Annotated in this window: 21 protein-coding genes; 13 read left to right on the top strand and 8 right to left on the bottom strand. The window is 71.0% G+C overall.

The window, feature by feature from the left end:
* Positions 1–44 precede the first annotated feature (44 nt).
* From ABD378_RS40955 to ABD378_RS40940, 4 genes are all read left to right on the top strand, one after another.
* On the top strand, positions 45–983 hold the full coding sequence (locus tag ABD378_RS40955) for an AurF N-oxygenase family protein (protein ID WP_344530008.1): 939 nt from the start codon (positions 45–47) through the stop codon (positions 981–983).
* A 59-nt stretch (positions 984–1,042) separates the two neighbouring features.
* Positions 1,043–1,771, top strand: coding sequence for a TetR/AcrR family transcriptional regulator (locus tag ABD378_RS40950; RefSeq protein WP_344530007.1), 729 nt, complete (start codon positions 1,043–1,045; stop codon positions 1,769–1,771).
* A gap of 33 nt (positions 1,772–1,804) precedes the next feature.
* Positions 1,805–2,080: a hypothetical protein gene (locus tag ABD378_RS40945; protein WP_344530006.1), complete on the top strand. Its 276-nt coding sequence runs from the start codon at positions 1,805–1,807 to the stop codon at positions 2,078–2,080.
* A gap of 170 nt (positions 2,081–2,250) precedes the next feature.
* Positions 2,251–3,408 (top strand): C40 family peptidase, encoded by a 1,158-nt coding sequence (locus tag ABD378_RS40940; protein ID WP_344530005.1) that lies wholly within the window; start codon positions 2,251–2,253, stop codon positions 3,406–3,408.
* A 234-nt stretch (positions 3,409–3,642) separates the two neighbouring features.
* On the opposite strand, the gene ABD378_RS40935 is transcribed toward ABD378_RS40940, so the two are convergent.
* The 5 genes from ABD378_RS40935 to ABD378_RS40915 are packed head-to-tail and all read right to left on the bottom strand — an operon-like array spanning position 3,643 to position 9,401.
* Entirely contained in the window at positions 3,643–4,893 is a 1,251-nt protein-coding gene (locus tag ABD378_RS40935) for a styrene monooxygenase/indole monooxygenase family protein (RefSeq protein WP_344530003.1), read from the bottom strand.
* Positions 4,894–4,950: 57 nt separating this feature from the next.
* The gene (locus ABD378_RS40930; protein ID WP_344530001.1) at positions 4,951–5,580 is read right to left on the bottom strand and encodes a GTP-binding protein; all 630 of its coding nucleotides are present in this window, start codon (positions 5,578–5,580) and stop codon (positions 4,951–4,953) included.
* The gene (locus tag ABD378_RS40925) at positions 5,561–5,965 is read right to left on the bottom strand and encodes a DUF742 domain-containing protein (RefSeq protein ID WP_344529999.1); all 405 of its coding nucleotides are present in this window, start codon (positions 5,963–5,965) and stop codon (positions 5,561–5,563) included. The genes ABD378_RS40930 and ABD378_RS40925 overlap by 20 nt, the downstream gene beginning before the upstream one ends.
* Positions 5,962–6,513: a roadblock/LC7 domain-containing protein gene (locus ABD378_RS40920; protein WP_344529996.1), complete on the bottom strand. Its 552-nt coding sequence runs from the start codon at positions 6,511–6,513 to the stop codon at positions 5,962–5,964. The genes ABD378_RS40925 and ABD378_RS40920 overlap by 4 nt, the downstream gene beginning before the upstream one ends.
* 8 nt (positions 6,514–6,521) lie before the next feature.
* Positions 6,522–9,401: a sensor histidine kinase gene (locus ABD378_RS40915; protein WP_386543904.1), complete on the bottom strand. Its 2,880-nt coding sequence runs from the start codon at positions 9,399–9,401 to the stop codon at positions 6,522–6,524.
* 356 nt (positions 9,402–9,757) lie between these two features.
* On the opposite strand from ABD378_RS40915, the gene ABD378_RS40910 reads away from it, so the two are divergent.
* Complete coding sequence (locus ABD378_RS40910; RefSeq protein WP_344529994.1) at positions 9,758–10,603, top strand: protein phosphatase 2C domain-containing protein; 846 nt, start codon at positions 9,758–9,760, stop codon at positions 10,601–10,603.
* A gap of 84 nt (positions 10,604–10,687) precedes the next feature.
* Here the strand turns inward: ABD378_RS40910 and ABD378_RS40905 are convergent, their stop codons facing one another.
* Positions 10,688–11,176 carry a MarR family winged helix-turn-helix transcriptional regulator gene (locus ABD378_RS40905; protein ID WP_344529992.1) on the bottom strand — a complete coding sequence of 163 codons (489 nt, stop codon included), beginning with the start codon at positions 11,174–11,176 and terminating at the stop codon, positions 10,688–10,690.
* A gap of 279 nt (positions 11,177–11,455) precedes the next feature.
* Between ABD378_RS40905 and ABD378_RS40900 the strand changes: the two genes are divergently transcribed.
* On the top strand, positions 11,456–12,298 hold the full coding sequence (locus ABD378_RS40900) for a lysozyme (protein WP_344529990.1): 843 nt from the start codon (positions 11,456–11,458) through the stop codon (positions 12,296–12,298).
* 71 nt (positions 12,299–12,369) lie between these two features.
* Here ABD378_RS40900 and lon read toward each other — a convergent pair whose 3' ends face one another.
* Entirely contained in the window at positions 12,370–14,787 is a 2,418-nt protein-coding gene (lon, locus tag ABD378_RS40895) for an endopeptidase La (protein WP_344529987.1), read from the bottom strand.
* A gap of 211 nt (positions 14,788–14,998) precedes the next feature.
* Here lon and ABD378_RS40890 point away from each other — a divergent pair, with 211 nt between their 5' ends.
* The 3 genes from ABD378_RS40890 to ABD378_RS40880 are packed head-to-tail and all read left to right on the top strand — an operon-like array spanning position 14,999 to position 17,795.
* The gene (locus ABD378_RS40890; protein WP_344529985.1) at positions 14,999–16,339 is read left to right on the top strand and encodes a hypothetical protein; all 1,341 of its coding nucleotides are present in this window, start codon (positions 14,999–15,001) and stop codon (positions 16,337–16,339) included.
* On the top strand, positions 16,336–17,067 hold the full coding sequence (locus ABD378_RS40885; protein WP_344529983.1) for a hypothetical protein: 732 nt from the start codon (positions 16,336–16,338) through the stop codon (positions 17,065–17,067). Before ABD378_RS40890 ends, ABD378_RS40885 begins: the two co-directional genes overlap by 4 nt.
* Positions 17,064–17,795 (top strand): ATP-binding cassette domain-containing protein, encoded by a 732-nt coding sequence (locus ABD378_RS40880; RefSeq protein ID WP_344529981.1) that lies wholly within the window; start codon positions 17,064–17,066, stop codon positions 17,793–17,795. The genes ABD378_RS40885 and ABD378_RS40880 overlap by 4 nt, the downstream gene beginning before the upstream one ends.
* Here the strand turns inward: ABD378_RS40880 and ABD378_RS40875 are convergent.
* A complete protein-coding gene (locus ABD378_RS40875; RefSeq protein WP_344529979.1) occupies positions 17,783–18,580 on the bottom strand; it encodes a rhomboid-like protein in 798 nt (265 codons plus the stop codon). The two genes, ABD378_RS40880 and ABD378_RS40875, sit on opposite strands and share 13 nt — an antisense overlap.
* 147 nt (positions 18,581–18,727) lie before the next feature.
* Here ABD378_RS40875 and ABD378_RS40870 point away from each other — a divergent pair, with 147 nt between their 5' ends.
* From ABD378_RS40870 to ABD378_RS40855, 4 genes are all read left to right on the top strand, one after another.
* On the top strand, positions 18,728–19,432 hold the full coding sequence (locus ABD378_RS40870; protein ID WP_344529977.1) for a spermidine synthase family protein: 705 nt from the start codon (positions 18,728–18,730) through the stop codon (positions 19,430–19,432).
* A gap of 65 nt (positions 19,433–19,497) precedes the next feature.
* On the top strand, positions 19,498–20,238 hold the full coding sequence (locus ABD378_RS40865) for a response regulator transcription factor (protein ID WP_055555160.1): 741 nt from the start codon (positions 19,498–19,500) through the stop codon (positions 20,236–20,238).
* 13 nt (positions 20,239–20,251) lie between these two features.
* A complete protein-coding gene (locus ABD378_RS40860) occupies positions 20,252–21,337 on the top strand; it encodes a HAMP domain-containing sensor histidine kinase (protein ID WP_344529974.1) in 1,086 nt (361 codons plus the stop codon).
* A gap of 259 nt (positions 21,338–21,596) precedes the next feature.
* On the top strand, positions 21,597–21,906 hold a 310-nt coding region (locus tag ABD378_RS40855), incomplete at its 3' end, for a 2-oxoglutarate dehydrogenase E1 subunit family protein (protein WP_344529972.1).

The raw sequence follows: 21,906 nt of genomic DNA, 5'->3' as shown, positions 1-21,906 counted from the left end.
GGTAACTGTGACGACGAGGCAGACGACGAGGCAGGGGCAGAGTCATGACGACCATCACGGAGGACGCGGCGATCGAAGGGCTGCGGGACGCGCTGGGACTGCTCAAGGACCGGGAACAGGTGGCGGAGCGGCTGCTCGACTCCTCCGCCAAGCACTCCTTCGACCCCGACAAGGAGCTGGACTGGGAGGCGCCCTTCGAGGAGGGCAAGTGGTTCTGGCCCCCGGAGCTGGTCTCCCTGTACGGCACGCCGATGTGGCAGCGGATGAGCGAGGAGCAGCGCATCGCGCTCTCCCAGCACGAGGCCGCCGCGCTCGCGTCGCTCGGCATCTGGTTCGAGCTGATCCTGATGCAGCTGCTCGTACGGCACATCTATGACAAGCCGGCCACGAGCGCGCACGTGCGGTACGCCTTGACCGAGATCGAGGACGAGTGCCGCCACTCGAAGATGTTCGCGCGCCTGATCACGCGCGGGGACACGCCGTACTACCCGGTCAGCGCCGTGCACCGGAACCTGGGCCGCCTCTTCAAGACCATCTCGACGACACCCGGTTCGTTCACGGCGACGCTGCTCGGCGAGGAGATCCTCGACTGGATGCAGCGCCTCACGTTCCCGGACGAGCGCGTCCAGACCCTCGTGCGCGGCGTCACGCGGATCCACGTCGTGGAGGAGGCGCGCCATGTGCGGTACGCCCGTGAGGAGCTGCGCCGCCAGATGGTGACGGCGCCGCGCTGGTCCCAGGAGTTCACTCGCCTCACCTCCGGCGAGTTCGCCCGCATCTTCTCCATCGCCTTCATCAACCCCGAGGTCTACACGAACGTGGGCCTGGACAGGCGCGAGGCCATGGCCCAGGTCAAGGCGAGCGCCCACCGCCGCGAGGTCATGCAGACGGGAGCCAAGCGCCTGACCGACTTCCTGGACGAGATCGGGGTGCTGCGGGGCGCGGGGCGGCGGCTGTGGAAGAGCTCTGGACTCCTGGCGTAACGAAGAGGGTACGCAGGGTTCCGGGGCGCTTGTTCGAAAGGACGGATACGCTGCGGGGCATGACCTCGCCTGCTCCCACCCGCGCGTACCGGCGCCTCAGTGTCGAAGAGCGGCAGCGGCAGCTCAAGGAGGCGGCCCTGTCCCTCTTCGCGGTGCGCGCACCCGACGAGGTCTCCCTCGACGACGTCGCGGAGGCGGCCGGAGTCTCCCGGCCGCTCGTCTACCGCTACTTCCCGGGCGGCAAGCAGCAGTTGTACGAGGCCGCGCTTCGGTCCGCCGCCGACGAGCTGGAGCAGTGCTTCGCCGAGCCTCCCGAGGGCCCGCTCACCCAGCGCCTCGCGAACGCCCTCGACCGCTATCTCGCCTTCGTCGACCAGCACGACGCGGGGTTCAGCGCGCTCCTTCAGGGCGGCAGCGTCGTGGAGACCTCGCGCACGACGGCCATAGTGGACGAGGTGCGCAGGACGGCCGCCGAGCACATACTCGCCCACCTGGAGGTCGTGGGCGCTACGGGCCCGCGCCTCAGGATGACCGTGCGGATGTGGATCACCTCCGTCGAGGCGGCGTCCCTGATCTGGCTGGACGAGGAGAAGCAGCCGCCGCTCGACGAGCTGCGGGACTGGCTGGTCGAGCAGTTCATGGCGGTCCTGGTGGCCTCCGCGGGCCGCGACCCGCAGACCGCGGAGGCGGTACGGGGCGCGCTGGCCATGGAGACGGCCGAAGGACCCGCGGGCTCGCTCGCCCGGCGTGTCCTTCCCGTGGTGAGCGACGCGGCGCACCTGCTGTGACCCGCCGCAGCCGCCTGCTGTGACACTGGCCGGGTGAAGAGCGAAGACACCCCCTTCGTGGGTGGCCCCCTGGACGGCCGCGTCCTGCCCATCCTGCTCGGCCCGACCGGCCACCCCCCGAAGGTGTACCGGGTCCCGGTGCCGGACGAGGCGGGCGGCCCGCCGACCGTGCTCGTGTACCGCCGGGTGGCCAAGGCGGGCAAGCGGCTCGGCCTTCACCAGGGCTGGACGTACGAGTACGACCCCGAGGGCGACAAGGCAGGGCCCGGCCTGAAGTGGCCGTGGTCAAAGCCGGGCGGGGCGGGCTGAGCGCCTCCGGGGCCTACGGGTTCCCGCCGGGGCAAGGGTGGCGCGCCGTGGGGCCCTGGACGAGTGAGCGCATTGCGCCAACCCGCGCACCTTCCGGAGGCGGGCCGCGCCGGGGCGGCTGATGCTCGCGGTGCGGGGCGGACGTGCCGCCGCGCACCGGAGGTGATGGCATGTCAGGCAGGCTGCTGCGGTGGGTCGGTACGGGCGCGGCGCTCGGGGCGTTGCTGGCGACGGCGTCTCCCGCGTACGCCGTGCCGGAGCCTTCGGGCCCCGGGGAGCGCCCGGTCTCCGAGCTCCTGACGGACCTTCAGGAGCTGTACCGGAAGGCCGAGGAGTCGACGGAGACGTACAACGCGACCCAGGAGAAGCTCAAGGACCAGCGCGCCGAGGTCACCCGCCTGAACGGCAGCCTGGCCCGCGCGAGGACCTCGGTCCGCGACAGCCGGGGCGCGGCGGCCCGCTTCGCGCGCCAGCAGTACCAGGGCAGGACGAACATCTCCCCCTACGTACACCTCCTCCTCGCCCGCAACCCCCAGCAGGCCGTCGACCAGGGCCATGTGCTCGGGCGGGCGGCGGCGGAGCGGGCCGCGACGGTGGAGCGGCTGGTCGGCGGGGAGCAGAAGGCGTCCGCGCTCGCGGCCAGGGCGAAGGGAGCCCTGGCGACCCAAGTCGCCCTGGCCGCCCGGGAGAAGGAGGCGCGGGACACGGTCAAGGGCCGGCTGAAGGAGGTCGAGGAACTCCTCGCGTCGCTGAGCACGGAGCAGCTGGAGGAGCTTGCGAGGGCGGAGGAGGAGGGGATGGCGGAGGCGCAGAAGAAGTTCCTGAAGTCAGGATCGCTGAGCGGCTCCCCGGGCTCGACGCCGACCCGACCGCCCTCCCGGCGGGGGGATTCCGCCCTGGACTACGCCGTACGCCAGATCGGCAAGCCGTACAAGTGGGGCGCGGAGGGCCCCAGGTCCTTCGACTGCTCGGGCCTCACTTCCCGGGCATGGGCCGCGGCGGGCAAGGAGATCCCCCGCACGTCACAGGAGCAGTGGGCGCAGCTGAAGCGGGTCTCGCTGCGGAAGCTGCGGCCGGGCGACCTGATCGTCTACTTCCCCAAGGCCACGCATGTGGCGATGTACCTGGGCGACGGCATGGTGATCCAGGCCCCGCGCCCCGGGACCCGGGTCAAGGTCTCCCCCATCGCCGCGAACCCCCTCCTTGGCGCGGTACGCCCGGACCCCTCGGCCAAGCCGATGAAGGACTACGTCCCGCCGAAGCTGCCCCGCGGGGCAATGAAGGGCGGCGACGCGGGCTACGGCAGAGCAGCCGCGCCCCGAACGTGACCACCGCCGGGGAGCGCCCGGGGCGGCCCCCGCACACCCGCAGCCGACAGCACACCCGAGGGGACGTGCCGGTATGTCCGCCCGGAGCACGGTTCGCAGGACTCCCCAGCCGAAGCACCCCGGCGGCCACCGGACGATAGCGAGGACGGACATACCGGCACGGCCCCGCCCCCACAGACAGACCGCGCCGCAGTCCCCACACACCCGCAGCCGACAGCACACCCGAGGGGACACTCAGCCCGTAAGCCCCGCGAGGTACGCGCCCGTCTTCTCCGGCTCGTAGAAGAAGTTCTCGAAGTCCGACGGGTCGTTGAAGCCGTTAGCGAAGCGGTCCGCCGCCGGCTGCAGTTGGCCCGCCGCGCCGATGAGGTTCAGGACGTGCTCCGGCGGCGGCGACAGCATCGCGTTCGTCCACTTGGTGACGTGCTGAGCCGTCTCCCAGTACCGGTCGAACGTGGTCTGCATCCACTCCGCGTCGAACGGCTTGTCGCCGTGCGAGAGGATCGAGTCGAGGTACGAAGCCGCGCACTTCGACGCCGAGTTGGACCCCTGCCCCGTGATCGGGTCGTTCGCCACGACCACGTCCGCGACGCCCAGGACGAGGCCGCCGCCCGGCAGCTGCCCGATCGGCTTGCGCACCGTCGGCGCGTAGCGCCCGGACAACGTGCCGCCCGCGTCCGTCAGTTCGACCTTCGTCGCCCGCGCGTACTCCCACGGCGTGAACTTCTCGAGGAGTTCGAGCGTCAGCGCCAGGTGTTCCGACGGGTCCTTGACGCCCTGGAAGACGTCGAGCGGACCGCCGGGCACGCCCTCCCAGAACAGGATGTCCGCACGCCCGGACGTCGTCAGCGTCGGCATGACGAAGAGCTCGCCCACGCCAGGCACCAGGTTGCACCGCACCGCGTCGAACTCGGGGTGCTCGGGCCGCGGACCCATCCCGTGGACGTACGCGACGGCCAGCGCACGCTGCGGGGTGTCGTAGGGGGAGCGAGCGGCGTCGCGCTCGAACATCGAGACCAGCTCGCCCTTGCCCGCGGAGACGAGCACCAGGTCGTACGTGCGGGAGAAGTAGTCGAGGTCCGAGACCGCCGCGCCGTGGATGACCAGCTGGCCGCCCCGCTGCGCGAACGTCTCCATCCAGCCCGCCATCTTCACGCGCTGGTCGACGGACTGGGCGAAGCCGTCGAGCTTGCCGACCCAGTCGATGACGCGGGAGCCCTCGTTTGAATCAGACACAGTAGGTCCTGCGACTGAGACGCCGAGGCCCTCGATCTTGGGGGCCTGGGACTCCCAGAAGTTCACCTGGAGGTCCCGCTCGTGCTGCAGCGCCGTGTGGAACATGCACTGCGTGGACATCACACGGCCGGACCGGACCTCGTCCGCCGTGCGGTTGGACATCAGGGTGACCTCGTACCCCTGCGACTGGAGTCCGAGAGCGATCTGGAGCCCGGCCTGACCGGCTCCGACGACGAGTATCTTCCGCATGGCGGCTGCTTCTCCTACGAGGTACTGAAAACTGAAGAGTTGGAAGAGTGGGAAGAGTTATTCGGGGGTTGCTGCCAGGGCGTGGCCGACCAGCGAGAGCAGTGACTCGATCACCGAGATCCGCTGCCTCGCGTCCATGATCAGCACCGGTATGTGCGGCGGGATCGTCAGCGCCTCACGGACGTCCGCGGGCGCGAACTCCTCGGTGCCGTCGAAGTGGTTGACGGCCACGATGTACGGCAGACCGCAGCTCTCGAAGTAGTCGAGCGCGGGGAAGCAGTCGGAGAGCCTGCGGGTGTCGGCCAGGACCACGGCGCCGATCGCGCCGCGCACCAGGTCGTCCCACATGAACCAGAAGCGCTGCTGCCCCGGCGTACCGAAGAGGTAGAGCACGAGGTCGTCGTCGAGCGTGATCCGGCCGAAGTCCATGGCGACCGTGGTCGTGGTCTTGTCCGGGGTCGACGTGAGGTCGTCCGTGTCCTCGCTCGCCTGCGTCATCAGCGCCTCCGTCTGGAGGGGCGTGATCTCGGAGACCGCGGTGACCAGCGTCGTCTTGCCGACGCCGAAGCCGCCCGCCACCACGATCTTCGTCGCTATCGGGGCCCGGGTGCGGTCCGTCTGCCAGGCTTGGAGGTTCTCGTCCGGGTCGGGGCCCGGGTGGCGGAGGTCAGAGACGGCGGAGTCCACTCAGCACCCTTTCCAGCAGTGCGCGGTCCGGCTGTCCCGGGCCGTGGCCCGTTCCGTACACGCGGATCTTTCCCTGGTCTGCGAGGTCGCTCAGCAGGACGCGGACCACGCCGAGCGGCATCTTCAGAAGCGCGGCGATCTCCGCGACCGTACGCATACGGCGGCAGATCTCGACGATGGCCCGCATCTCCGGCATGACACGGGCGATGGCGTCGCCCTGCGGCAGTTCGAGGCGCTCCTCGGGGGCTTCGAGGGCAGCGACGAACGTCTCGACGAGCAGGACGTGGCCGAAGCGGGTGCGGCCGCCGGTGAGCGAGTACGGGCGCACTCGGGCGGGTTTGCGGTCGCCGCCCCGCTGGGGAAGCTTGCCGGGCTTACTGCTCATCGGACGCTCTCCATCGACTGGCGCAGCTCACTGCGGAGTTCGGGGGTGAGGACATGCCCGGCGCGGCCGACGAAGAGCGCCATGTGGTACGCGACGACGCTCATGTCGCAGTCCGGGGTGGCGTGCACGCCGAGCAGCGAGCCGTCGCTGATCGACATCACGAAGAGGCTGCCCTCCTCCATGGCGACGACGGTCTGCTTGACCGTTCCCGCGTCCATCAGCTTGGCGGCGCCGATGCAGAGGGAACCGAGTCCGGACACGATGGTGGCGAGGTCCGCGCTGGAGCCTTTGGGGCCCGAACTGTTGTCGACCGCCTGCTCGTTGTTGCGTGCGGGGTCGGAGGAGAGCAGGAGCAGTCCGTCGGAGGAGACCACCGCGACCGAAAGCAGCCCTGGCACCTCCTCGACGAGATTCGTAAGGAGCCAGTGCAGGTTGCGTGCTTCGCTGCTCAGTCCGAACGCGGCCCCGGATTTACTGCCGGTGGAAGTGCTGCCGGTGGAAGTGCTGCCAGTGGAAGTGCTGCCGGTGGAAGAACTGGGCGAGCGCATGGGCGCAGTCAACTACTTGCCTCCTCGACTGTGTCCCCCATGTTGTTTCTGGTCTCTTCGGTGTCTTCGGTCTCTTCGGTCTCTTCGTTACGTTCGGTCAGCTCGGCCTCTACGTCACGACGGCCGCTGATGGCTCCCTGATGGAAGCCCCCGAGCCGCTTGCGCAGCGCTTCGGCGTCGACGGAGCCGCTGCGCGCCTTGGGCACGGTGGGCTCGGGCGCGGTGATCTTGGGCGTGCGCTTGGGGAGGCCCTTGTCGGTGACGCGCTCCCACTTGGGGGCGGGGTCGGGCGCGGGGGCGGGCTCGGCGGCGGGTTCGGGCTCCGGGGCCTCCGCTGCCGGGGCCTCCTGGGCCTCGGGGGCCTCGCTCTCCGGGGCAGACGGAGGGGCAAGCTCCATGGTCGTCTCGGGCGAAGCCTCGGGTTCAGCGCCACCCTCCGGCTCCGGCTCCGGCTCCGCTTCGACCTCCGCTTCCCGCACCGCATTCTCCGCGGCCGCGATCAGCGGATCCTCGGCCGCATCCCCCGCGGCGGCGGCGGAAACCGCCGAGCGCCCCGGCAGCACATTGGAGTTGGCCTCGGCCTCCGAGCCCGGAAGGTGCAGGGCGGGCGCCCCGCCGGCAACAGGCACACCGACCGGCGGCGCACCCACCGCGGGTGCCGCGGCGAGGATCGACTTCGGCAGGACCACGACCGCCGCGATACCGCCCTGCTTCTGCTCGCGCAGCCGCACCCGCGCGCCGTGCCGCGCGGCGAGCCGGGCCACGACATAGAGGCCGAGCCCGAGCCCGTCCCCGCTCTCCTGGTCGTACGCGTCGTCCGGACGGAACTCCGCCAGGCGGGAGTTGAGCTCGTCCATGCGGTCCGATGTGACCCCTATGCCCTCGTCCTGCACGGAGAGCATGACCTCGCCGCTCTCCAGGAGCCAGCCGGAGACCTCGACGGAGGCGTCCGGCGGCGAGAACGAGGTCGCGTTCTCCAGGAGCTCGGCGACCAGGTGGCTGATGTCGTCCGCGGCGAAGCCCGCGACGTGCGCGTGCGGCGGCAGCGTGGCGATGCGCACCCGCTCGTACCGCTCGATCTCACTGACGGCGGCGCGTACGACGTCGACGAGCGGGACCGGGCCCGGGTGCTGATGCCCGTGCTCGGCGCCGGCGAGTACGAGCAGGTTCTCGCTGTGGCGGCGCATGACCGTGGCGAAGTGGTCGAGCTTGAAGAGCGTGGCGAGACGGTCGGGGTCCTGCTCGCGGTCCTCGAGGTTCTCGATGACGGCGAGCTGCCGCTCGACCAGGCCGAGGGTGCGCAGGGCCAGATTGACGAACGTGCCGTGGATGGACTGCCGCACCCGCTCCAGGTGGGCGGAGGCCTCGGTCAGTTCGGCGCGCAGCGTCTCGCGCTCGTCGGCCATGGACTTGCGCTGGCCGATGAGGTGCTTGCGGTCCGCTTCGAGGGTGGTCAGGCGCTCGGTGAGGGCGGCCGCGTGCTCGTGCAGCGCGTTGACGGACCGTACGACCTGGGCGAACTCGTCGTCGCGGCCCGTGAAGCGGATCGGCTCCTGGGGCGCGGGCTCGGTGGCCAGGCGGGCCGAGCCGATGCGCAGGACGGCGAGCGGACGGGTCAGGCTGCGGGCCATCGCCATGGAGACGCCGACCGCGACGAGCAGCGTGACGCCGATGAGCGCGATGCGGATCTCGAGGGCCGTCACGTCGTCGTCGCGCAGCTTGGCGAGGTCCTTGGTGCGCTGCACCGTGAGCGCGGACTCGGCGCCGCGCATCATCTCGATGCGGGCGGAGAGCGCGGTGTCGAGCTTCCTGCGGTCGTAGCCCCGCTCGGTGGTGGAGAGCGTGGGCTGGTCGGTGAGGCGGGAGAGGTACTTCTCGGCCGTCGTCACCTCGTGGCCCGTGACCGTCGAGTCGTACGTGGTGCGGGCGCCGTCCGTGGCCGCGTCCCGGAAGTCGGCGAGGGCGGCCTGTTCGCGGACGTGGGCCTGCTGTCCCGCGGCGCTGAGTCCGTCGCGCTGCTTGCTGCCGGCCGAGGACTCGTCGACCACCGTGGTGGGCAGGCCGGTGACGGGGTCGACGGTGGTGCTCGTCTCGGTGGAGCGCGGGACGGCGAGGGTGGCGAGGAGGAGGCCGCGGGCGCTCGCCGCCTGTTCGACGGCGTGGTCGAGGTCGGCGAGTGCGTAGGCGCCGGAGCCCGCGCCGGGCGGGGTCTGCTCGGCGAGTTCGCGGGTGAGGCCGTGCAGTTCGGTGATGACGTTCGAGTACGCCGTGTGGGCTTGGAGAGCAGTGCTCTTGCCGGTGAGCGCCGCTCTGCGTACGGCGCCGATGTCGGCGAGGTCCTTCCGCAGACCGGCCGGCGCGTCGGCCGTGCGCAGCTCCTCGATCTGGCGGTCGACGCGGGCGCTGCGGCTCTCGGAGAGCCCCTTGCCCTGCGGGCGGCCCGCCGCGATGAACGAGGTGACCTCGTCGCGCTCGTCGGCCAGTGAGTGACCGAGGGAGACCGCGTCCTGGGTGTGCTCGGCGAGGGTCACCAGGCTCTGGGCGTCGCTCAGTTGCCCGGATGCGGCGACGATGGCGGGCGCTCCGGCCCCGGCGATCGCGGCGGCCACGACGGCGACGGCGACGATCAGCCGATTGCGCACGCGCGCTGTGGGCCTGGAGTTGGCGGACTTCACCGGCTTCGAGGGGCCGCCGACGGGCTTCGAGCCGTCAGTGGCCTGCACGCCGGGGGCAGTGTGCTCTCCTGCCGCGTTCTCCCCCGCCGCGCTCTCTTCCGCTGTGTGCTCGGGCGAGCGCTCTGTAGGGGTGGTCGCGCCCGGCGCGGCCCCTTCAGGAGCCGTCTGCTTGCCCTTGCGCCCAGGCCGCATCTTCTGCACCGGTGCTCGCATTCTTGTTTTTCGTCTGCCCATGGGCCCGGGTGACGATCCGTCAACACACGCGCCCCCCGGTACGGCTCCTGACCCTTCCAGTGCCGATGGGTGGCAGTCGCGCATCACATGCCTGGCCACCCGAAGGAGTGAACATCGGCGGGGAGTTGGCGAGCAAGTCCCCGCCGGGGCCGAAAGTCTCGGCCACGGTGCGCCGGTTGGACGTCGACCGCAGGCTTTGGCAGGATGCGCCGCCACACGCCTCTGGAAGTGATCATTCCGACTGAAATCCGGCGCCTGACCTGCTGGTCCGGGCCAATCCCCGCCTTTTTGCGCCCTCCGGATGACCTTGTGAAGGCCTCGTGCAGACTGGCCGAATGCGTATCGAACTCGCCACCGAGCCCGGAGACCCCGCACGCCCCAACGAGGACTACGCCGCGGTCATGCTTCCCGCAGGCGGACAGGGCGGATCGCTGATCCTTCTCGACGGGGTGACTCCGCCCGCCGGAGACGACGGTTGTCTGCATTCCGTCCCTTGGTTCACGGCGCGACTCGGGGGCGCGCTGGGGGAACTGTCCGTTTCGCGACGGGATATGACGCTCTCCGAGATCCTCGCGGCGGCGATCGCGCGCACCGCGGATGCCCATGGTCAGACCTGTGACCTTTCTCACCCGCGCACTCCTCAGGCCACCGTGGTTCTGGTGCGTTGGGACGACGACCGGGTCGAGCACCTGGTCCTGTCCGACTCCGCGCTCCTGGTGGAGGGACCGGACGGCCAGGTCACGCCGGTGCTCGACGAGCGCCTCGCGGAACTGCCGCCGAGGATCCGCGAGATGCGCGACGGGGTCCGCGCGCTGCCGCGCGGCTCGGCCGAACGCGAGGTCGCGGGCCGCGCGTACGGAGCGGCTGTCGAGGCCCTGCGGAACGCGGATGACGGCTTCTTCACCGCCGCCGCCGATCCCTCGGCGGCGGCACGGGCGGCGGCCGGCACGTGGCCGCGCGCCGAGGTGACGGCGGTGGCGGCCCTGACGGACGGGGTCGGCCGCTGGGTCGAGACGTTCCGTGCGGGCGACTGGGCGGAGTGCTTCGCGCTGCTGCGCAAGGACGGTCCACAGCGTCTGGTGGACCGGGTGCGGGAGTTGGAGCGGGCGGACCCGGAGGGGTCGGCGTTCCCTCGGGGGAAGCGGCATGACGACGCGGCTGTCGTTTACGCGGAGTTGTGACCGGGCTGGCCCCTGGGCCCGAAACGTCGTCCGCTGGTACGTCGTGGCTGGTCGCGCAGTTCCCCGCGCCCCTTCGCGCGCCCCTCAAGACTCCGCGGACGAGTTCAGCTGACGCAAGAGGCGGGCCAGTTCCGCCACCTCCAGCCGGTCCCACCCGGCCAGCTGCCGCACGTACCGCTCCCGCCGGGCGGCCCGCACCGTACGGAAGCGCGTCCCGCCCTCCTCCGTGAGGTGGACCAGCCAGGCACGCCCGTCGGCGGGGTCGGGTTCGCGGGCGACGAGCCCCAGCTCCTCCAGGGCCCGCAGCTGACGGCTCATCGTCGCCTTGCCGACGCCGATGTACGCGGCGAGATCCGTGGCCCGCTGCGGGCCCGAGTCGTCGAGGCAGACCAGGAGGCCGTACGCGGCGGGCTCCAGGTCGGGGTGGACCTGGCGCGCCATCTCCCCGGACGAGGCCCGTGCACGGCGCAGGAGCAGCGACAACTCCCGCTCCAGGGAGAGGAACTCACGGTCGACCCCCCTGTTCACGTCGACTCCGCCGTCGTTCTCGCCCTCGCGCACTTCAGCACCCATGGCACGCTTTCTTTCCGGATCAGACAAGTTTCCGCCCCGCACGGCGGCAGACATTGCGCGTCGGCCCATCGCCGCAGCTCGTCCAGTATTTCGCAACGTCCCGCGAGGCCACGCGGAGGACACCGCCGCAGGAGTAGACCAACGGCAGACACCGGGCCCCCTTCCCAGCCACAGGTCTACGTGCGTAGCGTCATGCATGACATGTTCACACCACAACATGTCGACAAGGTCCCCCCCTGAGCTCCATCGAGCTCAACCGAGGCCTACGGAGGCACGCCCATGCCCGTGCACAGACCCGGAACGCCCCGCCGCTCCCGCTGGTCGGCGGCCGGAATCCTGCTCTCAGTCCTCTCCGCCCTCTCCCTCCTGATCACCCTGCCCGGCGCCGCACAGGCCGCCGGCGGCGATGACACCCCGGCCCGCGGTTCGGCCCGTATGGGCCAGGGCGTCATCGAGCACGACGGGCAGGGCAGTCTGCCGCCCGGCGGCGACGCCGTACAGACCGAAGGCGTCGACGTCAGCAGCCACCAGGGCAACGTCGCCTGGGCGACCCTCTGGAACAGCGGCGTGAAGTGGTCCTACGTGAAGGCGACCGAGGGGACTTACTACAAGAACCCCTACTTCGCCCAGCAGTACAACGGTTCGTACAACGTGGGCATGATCCGCGGCGCCTACCACTTCGCGACGCCCGACACCACGAGCGGCGCCACCCAGGCCAACTACTTCGTGGACAACGGCGGCGGCTGGTCGCGGGACGGCAGGACGCTGCCGGGCGCGCTTGACATCGAGTGGAATCCGTACGGGGCGGCCTGCTTCGGCAAGTCCCAGTCGGCGATGGTCACCTGGATCCGTGACTTCCTGAACCAGTACAAGGCGCGCACCGGGCGCCACGCGGTGATCTACACCGCCACCAGCTGGTGGAAGCAGTGCACCGGCAACTACGGCGGCTTCGCCGTCAACAACCCGCTCTGGATCGCCCGTTACGCCAGCGCTCCGGGCGAGCTGCCCGCCGGGTGGGGCGTCCAGACCATGTGGCAGTACACCTCGACGGGCCCGACGGTCGGGGACCACAACAAGTTCAACGGCGCCCTTGACCGGGTCAAGGCGCTCGCCAACGGCTGAGCACGCACGCCGCACGCGAGGGCCCGGGACCCCGATCGGGGTCCCGGGCCCTCACTCACCGACCGCCTCCGTCACGCGGCGGCCGGAACCCTCACCTCGGCCTCGGTCAGGGCCAGTTCGAGCACCTGACGGACGTCCGTCACCGGGTGCACGTCCAGCTTCTCCAGGATCTCCGCCGGGACGTCGTCCAGGTCGGCCTCGTTCCGCTTCGGGATGATCACCGTGGTGATCCCGGCGCGGTGCGCGGCGAGCAGCTTCTGCTTGACGCCGCCGATCGGCAGGACGCGCCCGGTCAGCGAGACCTCACCGGTCATGGCCACATCCGTACGGACGAGACGGCCGCTGAGCAGCGACGCGAGGGCGGTCGTCATGGTGACGCCCGCGCTCGGCCCGTCCTTGGGGACCGCGCCCGCCGGGAAGTGGATGTGAACGCCGCGTTCCTTCAGGTCGGCCACGGGCAGCTCCAGTTCGGCGCCGCGCGAGCGCAGGAAGGAGAGCGCGATCTGCGCGGACTCCTTCATCACGTCGCCGAGCTGACCGGTGAGGGTCAGACCCGCGGCGCCGGTCTCCGGATCGGCGAGCGACGCCTCGACGAAGAGGACGTCACCACCCGCGCCGGTGACCGCGAGCCCGGTCGCCACACCCGGCACCGCCGTGCGCCGCTCGGCCGGGTCCTGCGCCGACTCGGGCACGTGGTGCGGCCGCCCGATGAGCGCCCGCAGATCTGTGTCCGACACGGTGAACGGCAGCTCCTGCTCGCCCAGTTCGTGCTGCGCCGCGACCTTGCGGAGCAGCCGCGCGACGGCCCGCTCCAGGTTCCGTACGCCCGCTTCCCGGGTGTACTCCCCCGCGAGCTTGCGCAACGCGGTCTCGTCCAGGGCCACTTCGTCCGTCTGCAGACCGGCCCGCTCCAGCTGGCGCGGGAGCAGGTGGTCGCGGGCGATGACGACCTTCTCGTCCTCGGTGTACCCGTCGAGCCTGACCAGCTCCATGCGGTCGAGCAGCGCCTCGGGGATGGCTTCGATGACGTTCGCCGTCGCCAGGAAGACGACGTCGCTCAGGTCGAGCTCGACCTCCAGGTAGTGGTCGCGGAAGGTGTGGTTCTGCGCCGGGTCGAGGACTTCGAGGAGGGCGGCGGCCGGGTCGCCCCGGAAGTCGGATCCCACCTTGTCGATCTCGTCGAGGAGCACCACCGGGTTCATGGACCCGGCCTCCTTGATGGCCCGCACGATGCGTCCGGGCAGCGCGCCCACGTACGTACGACGGTGTCCGCGGATCTCCGCCTCGTCGCGTACGCCGCCGAGCGCGACCCGCACGAACTTGCGCCCCATCGCGTGCGCGACGGACTCGCCGAGCGAGGTCTTGCCGACGCCGGGCGGACCGACGAGGGCGAGCACGGCGCCGCCGCGACGGCCTCCGACGACCCCGAGGCCGCGGTCGGCGCGCCGCTTGCGCACCGCGAGGTACTCGGTGATGCGCTCCTTCACGTCCTGCAGACCCGAGTGCTCGGCGTCGAGGACGTTCTGGGCGCCCTTGATGTCGTACTCGTCCTCGGTCCGTTCGTTCCAGGGGAGTTCGAGGACGGTGTCCAGCCAGGTCCTGATCCAGGAGCCCTCGGGCGACTGGTCGCTGGAACGCTCCAGCTTGTCGACTTCCTTGAGCGCGGCCTCGCGTACGTTCTCGGGGAGGTCGGCGGCCTCGACACGGGTGCGGTAGTCGTCGGACTCGTCCTCGCCGCCGTCCTGGCCGTTGAGCTCGCGCAGTTCCTTGCGCACGGCGTCGAGCTGGCGCCGCAGCAGGAACTCGCGCTGCTGCTTGTCGACGCCTTCCTGCACGTCCTTGGCGATGGACTCGGCGACGTCCTGCTCGGCGAGGTGCTCGCGCAGCTGCTCGGTGGCGAGCTTCAGGCGGGCGGCCGGGTCGTCGGTCTCCAGGAGCTCGATTTTCTGCTGGGTGGAGAGGAAGGGTGAGTAACCGGAGTTGTCGGCGAGGGCGGAGACGTCCTCGATCGCCTGGACACGGTCCACGACCTGCCAGGCCCCGCGCTTCTTCAGCCAGCTGGTGGCGAGCGCCTTGTACTCCTTGACCAGCTCGGCGACGGCTCCGGGCAGGGGATCGGGCACGGTCTCGTCGACCTGCAGCCCTTCCACCCAGAGCGCGGCACCCGGCCCGGTCGTCCCGGCACCGATCCGCACACGGCCACGGCCGCGGATGAGGGCGCCGGGGTCTCCGTCGGAGAGACGGCCGACCTGCTCGACGGTGCCGAGGACGCCGGTCGCGGCGTACGTCCCGTCGATGCGCGGAACAAGAAGGACCTGCGGCTTGCTGCTCCCACTGGAGCGTGCGGCCGCCTGGGCGGCCTCCACCGCGGCGCGTACCTCGGTGTCGGACAGGTCGAACGGAACCACCATGCCGGGCAGGACAACCTCGTCGTCGAGCGGCAGCACGGGCAGCGTGAGTGGTGTGGACGCTGTGGACTCAGAAGCCATGATCTCCCCTTCGGCATTCAAGTTGAGCTATGTGGACTCAATGCTCGTGAGTCCATGAATGTTCCCCAGGGATGTTCGCTGTGAGCGATCACTTCGGAACGGATGGTGGACGCAGAGGCGCGCACCGTTCGAGGTGGCGCACCCCTGGCCGCCCGTGGCGGTTGCCCCATGGCGCCGCGGGGCCGCGCCGCACGCCGTTCTACTCGACGTGATGAAACCGACCGCCCACGCCGCACCCCTGCGCGCACGGATGCGGCACGGCGCCGGGCCCTGGGCCGCATCGGCCCTCTGCGCCTCCCTGCTGGCCATCACCCTCACCTCCTGGGGCCGCGCGAGCCTCGCCGCCGCGGACCCGCTGCCGCGGCGAGGGGACTGGGTGGCCATGGGCGCCCGGATCAGTGACTGCGTCCATCTGGTCGGGGTCCCGATCGCGTCCGCCGCCGCCTGCCTGCAAGGGAGCCTCCACGCGCGCAGCGGCACCCGGTGGCTCGGCCAGTCGGCGGCCCGGTCCCGCCTCGCCCGCACACTCCTGGACACCGCCCCCGCCGTGCTGTGGCCACTGGCCGGCTATGCGACGGCCGCCACGGTGCTGTACGTCCACACCGCCCTGTACACCCCCCGAGGCGCACCGTCCTTCGCCCCGCTCGCCCACGACCTGGCGCGGCTCGCGGCCTACGCCTGCCTGGCGTACGGGCTCGGGCGGTTGCTGCCCCACCGCTTCGGCGTGCCTCTGGCGGCGGTCGGCGCGGCGTTCGCGGAAACCTTCGTCGTGGACCAGGGCCTGTGGATCAACTTCACCGACGGCGTGTACGTCGGCCCCGCCATCCCCCAGTACGCCGCGTGGCGTTTCACCGAAGCGACCGGGCGGCTGCTGCTCCTGGCCGCGCTCTTCGCCGCCGTGGCCGCACTGGCCGTACTCGTCGACGCCCGGCGATGGCGGTGGGCGTCGGCCCTCGCCCCAGTGATCGCGGCAGGCGTGGTCTGGGCGGGGGCAGCGGCGCCGGTGTACCGCTCGGACCACGACCCGCGGGCAGCCTTCCCCGTGCACTGCTCCGGGCACAAGCCAGTCATGTGCTGGTCGGGAGACGGCGACCGGCCGCCCGCTCAACTCACCGCTGTCGCACGGCATCTGGATGGCCGTCTCAGGGGCGTCGAAAACGCGCCGACGCACTACGCAGACGTCACAGAAGTCACGTCCGATGATGAATCCGGGTACGCGCCCCACGAGAGCGAGCCCGGCCATACGGCCATGGTCTCTCTGTACCCCGACCGGGAGTCGACGTTCCGCGACACCGTCGACGCCCTCGTCGGCCGGCGCACCGACGACACCGCCACCCCATCCCATCGACCGGCCGACGCACTCGCCCAGTGGCTCCTCCCGCCCGACCTGCGCGCTCCGGCGTACAGACGCGACGTACGCCGCATCGACTCCCTCTCCGCCGCGGCGCGCACGGCATGGCTCGGCCACTGCCTCGACGTCGCCGACCATGGCGGCCCGCTTCCTCCGCTTCCCCTGCTTCCCCCGTCGAGCACGAAGGCGACAGAGCCATGACCGACCGCACACTCCCGGGCCGCGCCGGACCCCACCCGCCGCCGGGTCAGCCGCCGCCCGCCACAGCCGCCCGACGGCTCGAACCGCCGCCCTGGCTCGGTGTGACGCAAGGCCTGCGGCTGCCCTGGCTCGTGGCCATCGTCGCCGTATGTGCCGTGGGCGTGGTCCTCGCCGACCTGGAGGGCTCCGCCAGGCCGCGGCTGCTGCTCCTGCTCGCCGCCCCGCTCCTGCCCATGCTCTGTGTCGCGGGCAGCTACAGCGGCAAGGCCGACCCTTTCGCGGAGGTGACCAGGACCACCCCGGCAGGCGGCCTGCGCATCCTGCTCATGCGGACCTGCCAGGTCCTGACGCTGTGCGTGCCGTTGCTGACCGTCGCGGCCGCGCTGATGCCGAGGGGAGGGCTTCCGCTCCACACCTCCGTGGGATGGCTGCTGCCCTGCCTGACGCTGACCCTGGCCACCTTGCTGCTCAGCTCCTACGTCGGCAGTTGGGCCGCCTCGCTCCTGACGAGTTGCGGCTGGCTGCTGGTCGTCGCCCTGCTGGCGAAGCCGTACGTCGAACACAAGGGCCGCGCCGACTGGCCCGACCGCATGGCGATGGCCCTGGGCCACGTGCAGCTCAAGTTCGTCGACCACTTGGTCACCATCGCCCTCGGCGCCGTCTCCGCCGTCCTCGCCGAACTCCTCGTCCTGCGCCGCCACGCCTTCAGCCGTCCGGAGTCACGATGATCAAGGCTGAGCGCGTCTGCGTGCGACACCGCCGCCGCGGCCTCGTCCTCGACGGCGTCGATCTGGAACTGGGGCCGGGCGTGCACGGCCTGCTCGGTCCCAACGGCGCCGGGAAGTCGACGCTCCTGCGCGTTCTCGCCACCGCCGCGGCGCCCACCGAAGGCGCCGTGACCCTTCTGGACAGAAGCCCGCGCATTCCCGCCCAACGCCTGGAGATCCGCCGCCGGCTCGGCTATCTCCCCCAGGAGTTCGGGGTGTTCCGCGGCTATACGGTGCGCGAGTTCCTCTCGTACGCCGCCTGGTTGCGGGAGGTTCCCGGCGGCCGGATCCGGGGCGCCGTGGAGGATGCCGTGCGGGCCGTCGGGCTGGACGGCCGCGTCGACGACAAGCTGCGCACCCTCTCCGGCGGGATGAAGCAGCGCGTCGGCATCGCCCAGGCGATCGTCAACTCACCCTCGCTGCTGCTCCTCGACGAACCGTCCGTCGGTCTCGACCCCCACCAGCGCACCGAATTTCACGCCCTCCTACGAGGACTGAGCCGCTGCGGCGCCTGCGTCGTCGTGTCGACGCACCTGATGGAGGACGTCGAGGGCGCCTGCCAGGACGTCGCCGTCCTCGACGGCGGCAGGATCGCCTTCCGCGGGACGGTCGCCGCACTCACGCGGGCGGGTGGGTACGGCAGGGTCATCGGACGCCCCGACGGCGCCGCGCCCCGTCAGGACGGCTGACGCCACCGGCGCACCAGCGGCCACGTGGCGACGCCGATCGACAGCGCGAGCAGGTGGCCCCAGTTCGTCATCGGGTCCGTGAACGCGATCAGGTCCTCGATCAGCATGCCGCCGAACCCGGCGAGCACCAGCCACCGCAGCCACGGCCTGAACAGTCCCGCCAGCGCTCCGACGCTCGCCGCGACGCCGAAGCTGATGCCGTAGTCGAGGCGGTGCAGGGAGCTGCCGGGCAGGTGACCCGCGAGGACCGAGAGGCCGACCGGGACCTCGGTCGCGAGGGTGGCCACGACATGGCCGAGCAGGAAGACGCCCGCCGTGCGCAGCGCGCCGATGCGGCGCTCCAGAGCGGTGAGGACCAGCAGGAAGCCGATCGCGTACGGCGACGCGATGCCGCCCGCGATCCACAGGGCGCTGGCCACAAGGACAAGGAGCGGCTCCTGCGTCAGGTGCGCGACGTCCGTGCTGGAGTGCCGGTGCAGGGCCGAGATCAGGGACGGGTCCGCGTACTGCGTCAGGAGTGACGTGACGGCGAGGACCGCGGCGTAGCCGAACGTGAAGGGCGTACCCGTGGGGGTCGGAAGGAGGCGCGAGAGGCGCCGGAGGCGGGGAGCGGTGCCATCGGCCGCGGATGCCGCACGCGCCTCAGGAGTTTTGGGGACGGCGGCTTCGGGCCCGCGCTCCCGTTGGCGCGGAATGCCGTCGAGGCCGGGCGGGGCGATTTCCTCGGGCGCCGTGGGGGCGGCCGACGCACTCCGGTTCACGGTGAGGCGCTCCTTCCGTTCCATCCACCCTTGGCCGCTATGTCGGGCGCTGTCTAATCATCCGGGCCACGTGAGGCGCGAATCACATCAACCTCCCAGGTCACACAGGCGTCCGCGGCGCGCACTGCGAGTCTTCCCCGGGCCCTGGCCCGCACCCATACGCTGACGGCCATGCACACCCACACCACCACCCCCGTCGTCATCGACCGGCGTGAGGGGCCGTACGGCGAGGTCGTACTGCGGCGCCATGGTGCGCTTCTGCAGATCATCGCCAATGGCTGTTTCCTCATGGACACTTCGGACGGCCGCTCGGAGCGGCTGCTCGTCGACGCGGCGTACGACGCCTTGGACGACCCCCTGGAGCCCAGCCTGCTCATCGGCGGCCTGGGCGTCGGTTTCTCCCTCGCCCACGCGGCGGCCGACCCGCGCTGGGGCCCTATCGCCGTCGTCGAGCGCGAGCAGGCCATCATCGACTGGCACTGCTCGGGAGCCGACGCCCCGCTGGCGGAGCTCTCCGGCCCCGCGCTCGCCGATCCGCGCACGGAGATCCTGCACACAGACCTCGTGGCGCACCTTTCCGGCGCCGACGCCCCTGACGGCACCCCGAAAACGTACGACGCGCTCTGTCTCGACATCGACAACGGCCCGGACTGGACGGTGACGGAGGACAACAACTCCCTCTACTCGCCTGCCGGTCTGGCTGCCTGTCAGGCCAGCCTCAAGCCCGGTGGAGTACTGGCCGTGTGGTCCGCCAAACCCTCGTCCGCTTTCGACTTCGCTCTACGGAATGCCGGATTCCAGTCGGTACGGACGGAAGAGATCCCCGTTGCCCGGGGCGTACCCGACGTGGTTCATCTCGGCGTAAGGGCTGCGTAGCCGAGGTGCCTTCGCGACCCGTACTCTGCTGACCGAACACAAGCGATCAGTGTCAGGGGCGGGCGATGGAGCAGACACACACCTCCCACAACGGTGCGACGGCGGCGATGCCGGGCGCCCAGCGCCGGGTTCTGGTGGTCGAGGACGACCCGACGATCGTCGACGCCATCGCCGCCCGGCTACGCGCCGAGGGTTTCGTAGTGCAAACGGCGGGAGACGGTCCGTCGGCGGTCGACACCGCGCAGGCTTGGCAGCCCGATCTGCTGATCCTGGACATCATGCTGCCGGGCTTCGACGGGCTTGAAGTGTGCCGCCGGGTTCAGGCCCAGCGGCCGGTTCCGGTCCTCATGCTGACGGCGCGCGACGACGAGACGGACATGCTGGTCGGGCTCGGTGTCGGCGCCGACGACTACATGACCAAGCCGTTCTCCATGCGGGAGCTCGCGGCCCGCGTGCACGTCCTGCTGCGCAGGGTCGAGCGGGCCGCCCTTGCCGCGACCACCCCGCGCAGCGGGATCCTGCGGCTCGGCGAGCTGGAGATCGACCACGCCCAGCGGCGGGTCAGAGTCCGCAGCGAGGACGTACATCTGACGCCGACGGAGTTCGACCTGCTCGTCTGCCTGGCCAACACCCCGCGAGCGGTGCTCTCGCGCGAGCAGCTGCTCGCCGAGGTGTGGGACTGGGCCGACGCGTCGGGCACCCGGACCGTCGACAGCCACATCAAGGCACTGCGCCGGAAGATCGGCGCCGAGCGGATCCGCACGGTCCACGGCGTCGGGTACGCCCTGGAGACCCCGACCCCGTGAGGTGGGCCGTCCGATGAGCGGGCCCTTCGGAGGGCTGCGGCCGTTCTCCATCAAGACCAAGCTCGGCACCCTGGTGGTCGTCTCGGTCTTCATCACCACGGGTCTGCTGATGGTGGCGATGAAGACGGAGACGGAGCTGCGCTTCATCACCGTCTTCTCGGTCATCGCCACGCTGCTGATCACGCAGTTCGTGGCACACAGCCTCACCGCGCCCCTCGACGAGATGAACTCCGTGGCGCGCGCCGTCTCGCACGGCGACTACACCCGCCGGGTGCGCGGCGCCGACCGCCGCGACGAGCTGGGCGACGTGGCCACCACGATCAACCGCATGGCGGACGACCTGGAGGCCCAGGACCAGCAGCGCAAGGAACTGGTCGCCAACGTCTCGCACGAGCTGCGCACCCCCATCGCGGCGCTTCGCGCGGTCCTGGAGAACGTCGTCGACGGAGTCTCCGCCGCCGACCCGGAGACCATGCGTACGGCCCTGAAGCAGACGGAGCGGCTCGGGCGGCTCGTGGAGACCCTGCTCGACCTCTCCCGCCTGGACAACGGCGTCGTACCGCTGCGAGCGCGCCGCTTCGAAGTGTGGCCCTACCTGTCGGGCGTCCTGAAGGAGGCCAACATGGTGGCCTCCGCCCGCGCGGGCATCGCTTCCGGCTCCGGCAGCCACACACGCACGGACGTACATCTGCACCTCGATGTCACACCGCCCGAGCTGACCGCGCACGCGGACGCCGAGCGGCTGCACCAGGTCGTGGCCAACCTCATCGACAACGCGGTCAAGCACAGCCCGGCGCACGGCCGCGTCACCGTGCGCGCCCGGCGCGGCCTCTACCCCGAGTCCCTGGACCTGGAGGTCCTCGACGAGGGCCCCGGCATCCCGGAGTCGGAGTGGCACCGGGTCTTCGAGCGCTTCAACCGCGGCAGCCACGCCAACATCCCCCCGCAGGGACCCGGCAGCGACGGCGGCACCGGGCTCGGGCTCGCCATCGCGCGCTGGGCGGTCGATCTGCACGGCGGGCACATCGGTGTGGCCGAATCCCCTCGCGGCTGCCGCATCCAGGTCACTCTTCCGGGCCTGCCCGAAGTGCGAAGTTGACGTAGGGTTCGAAACGGAAGCGATTCGCGGGCGCATCGGAAGCGCGCCCGGGTGACGTCGCCGCGCAGGTCCAGGCCCGCGCGGCCATCTGGCGTTGCGGGACCTCGCTTGTTTCCCGCCATTTACGACACCGAAACCCTCGATCCAGTGTGACTTACACGACGGATGACGGGGCCGGTCTGCACCTGACGGCGATGGAGGCGTAGCCTTTATTTCCGCTGTCCATCACCTTGTGAAGCGGAAGAGGGCGGTTACCGCCGTGTCGTCACAGTCCCCCAGTAGCTCGAGCATCTCGACCGACCAAGACGGGCAAGGCAAGAGCCCTGCTGCGGCCTTCGGTCCCAATGAGTGGCTCGTCGACGAGATCTATCAGCAGTACCTCCAGGACCCGAATTCGGTCGACCGAGCCTGGTGGGACTTCTTCGCCGACTACAAGCCGGGAGCGGGCGCGTCACCTGCCGCCGCCCCGGCCAAGCCGGCGGGTGACGCAGCCGCGGGGGCTGCGGCCACCACGTCCCCCGCAGCTCCTGCCGCACCCGCGGCCGCACCGGCGGCTCCCGCCGCTCCTG

This window comes from Streptomyces rectiviolaceus (assembly GCF_039533825.1).
Taxonomy (GTDB): domain Bacteria; phylum Actinomycetota; class Actinomycetes; order Streptomycetales; family Streptomycetaceae; genus Streptomyces; species Streptomyces rectiviolaceus.
This window is presented reverse-complemented; position numbering and strand designations above follow the sequence as displayed.

Bases quoted from the DNA above. Each gene is read 5' to 3' on its own strand.
- ABD378_RS40955 (WP_344530008.1), top strand. From the start codon at position 45: ATGACGACCATCACGGAGGACGCGGCGATCGAAGGGCTGCGGGACGCG.
- ABD378_RS40950 (WP_344530007.1), top strand. From the start codon at position 1,043: ATGACCTCGCCTGCTCCCACCCGCGCGTACCGGCGCCTCAGTGTCGAA.
- ABD378_RS40940 (WP_344530005.1), top strand. From the start codon at position 2,251: ATGTCAGGCAGGCTGCTGCGGTGGGTCGGTACGGGCGCGGCGCTCGGG.
- ABD378_RS40935 (WP_344530003.1), bottom strand. From the start codon at position 4,893: ATGCGGAAGATACTCGTCGTCGGAGCCGGTCAGGCCGGGCTCCAGATC.
- ABD378_RS40925 (WP_344529999.1), bottom strand. From the start codon at position 5,965: ATGAGCAGTAAGCCCGGCAAGCTTCCCCAGCGGGGCGGCGACCGCAAA.
- ABD378_RS40920 (WP_344529996.1), bottom strand. From the start codon at position 6,513: ATGCGCTCGCCCAGTTCTTCCACCGGCAGCACTTCCACTGGCAGCACT.
- ABD378_RS40915 (WP_386543904.1), bottom strand. From the start codon at position 9,401: ATGCGAGCACCGGTGCAGAAGATGCGGCCTGGGCGCAAGGGCAAGCAG.
- ABD378_RS40910 (WP_344529994.1), top strand. From the start codon at position 9,758: ATGCGTATCGAACTCGCCACCGAGCCCGGAGACCCCGCACGCCCCAAC.
- ABD378_RS40905 (WP_344529992.1), bottom strand. From the start codon at position 11,176: ATGGGTGCTGAAGTGCGCGAGGGCGAGAACGACGGCGGAGTCGACGTG.
- ABD378_RS40900 (WP_344529990.1), top strand. From the start codon at position 11,456: ATGCCCGTGCACAGACCCGGAACGCCCCGCCGCTCCCGCTGGTCGGCG.
- lon (WP_344529987.1), bottom strand. From the start codon at position 14,787: ATGGCTTCTGAGTCCACAGCGTCCACACCACTCACGCTGCCCGTGCTG.
- ABD378_RS40890 (WP_344529985.1), top strand. From the start codon at position 14,999: ATGAAACCGACCGCCCACGCCGCACCCCTGCGCGCACGGATGCGGCAC.
- ABD378_RS40885 (WP_344529983.1), top strand. From the start codon at position 16,336: ATGACCGACCGCACACTCCCGGGCCGCGCCGGACCCCACCCGCCGCCG.
- ABD378_RS40880 (WP_344529981.1), top strand. From the start codon at position 17,064: ATGATCAAGGCTGAGCGCGTCTGCGTGCGACACCGCCGCCGCGGCCTC.
- ABD378_RS40875 (WP_344529979.1), bottom strand. From the start codon at position 18,580: ATGGAACGGAAGGAGCGCCTCACCGTGAACCGGAGTGCGTCGGCCGCC.
- ABD378_RS40870 (WP_344529977.1), top strand. From the start codon at position 18,728: ATGCACACCCACACCACCACCCCCGTCGTCATCGACCGGCGTGAGGGG.
- ABD378_RS40865 (WP_055555160.1), top strand. From the start codon at position 19,498: ATGGAGCAGACACACACCTCCCACAACGGTGCGACGGCGGCGATGCCG.
- ABD378_RS40860 (WP_344529974.1), top strand. From the start codon at position 20,252: ATGAGCGGGCCCTTCGGAGGGCTGCGGCCGTTCTCCATCAAGACCAAG.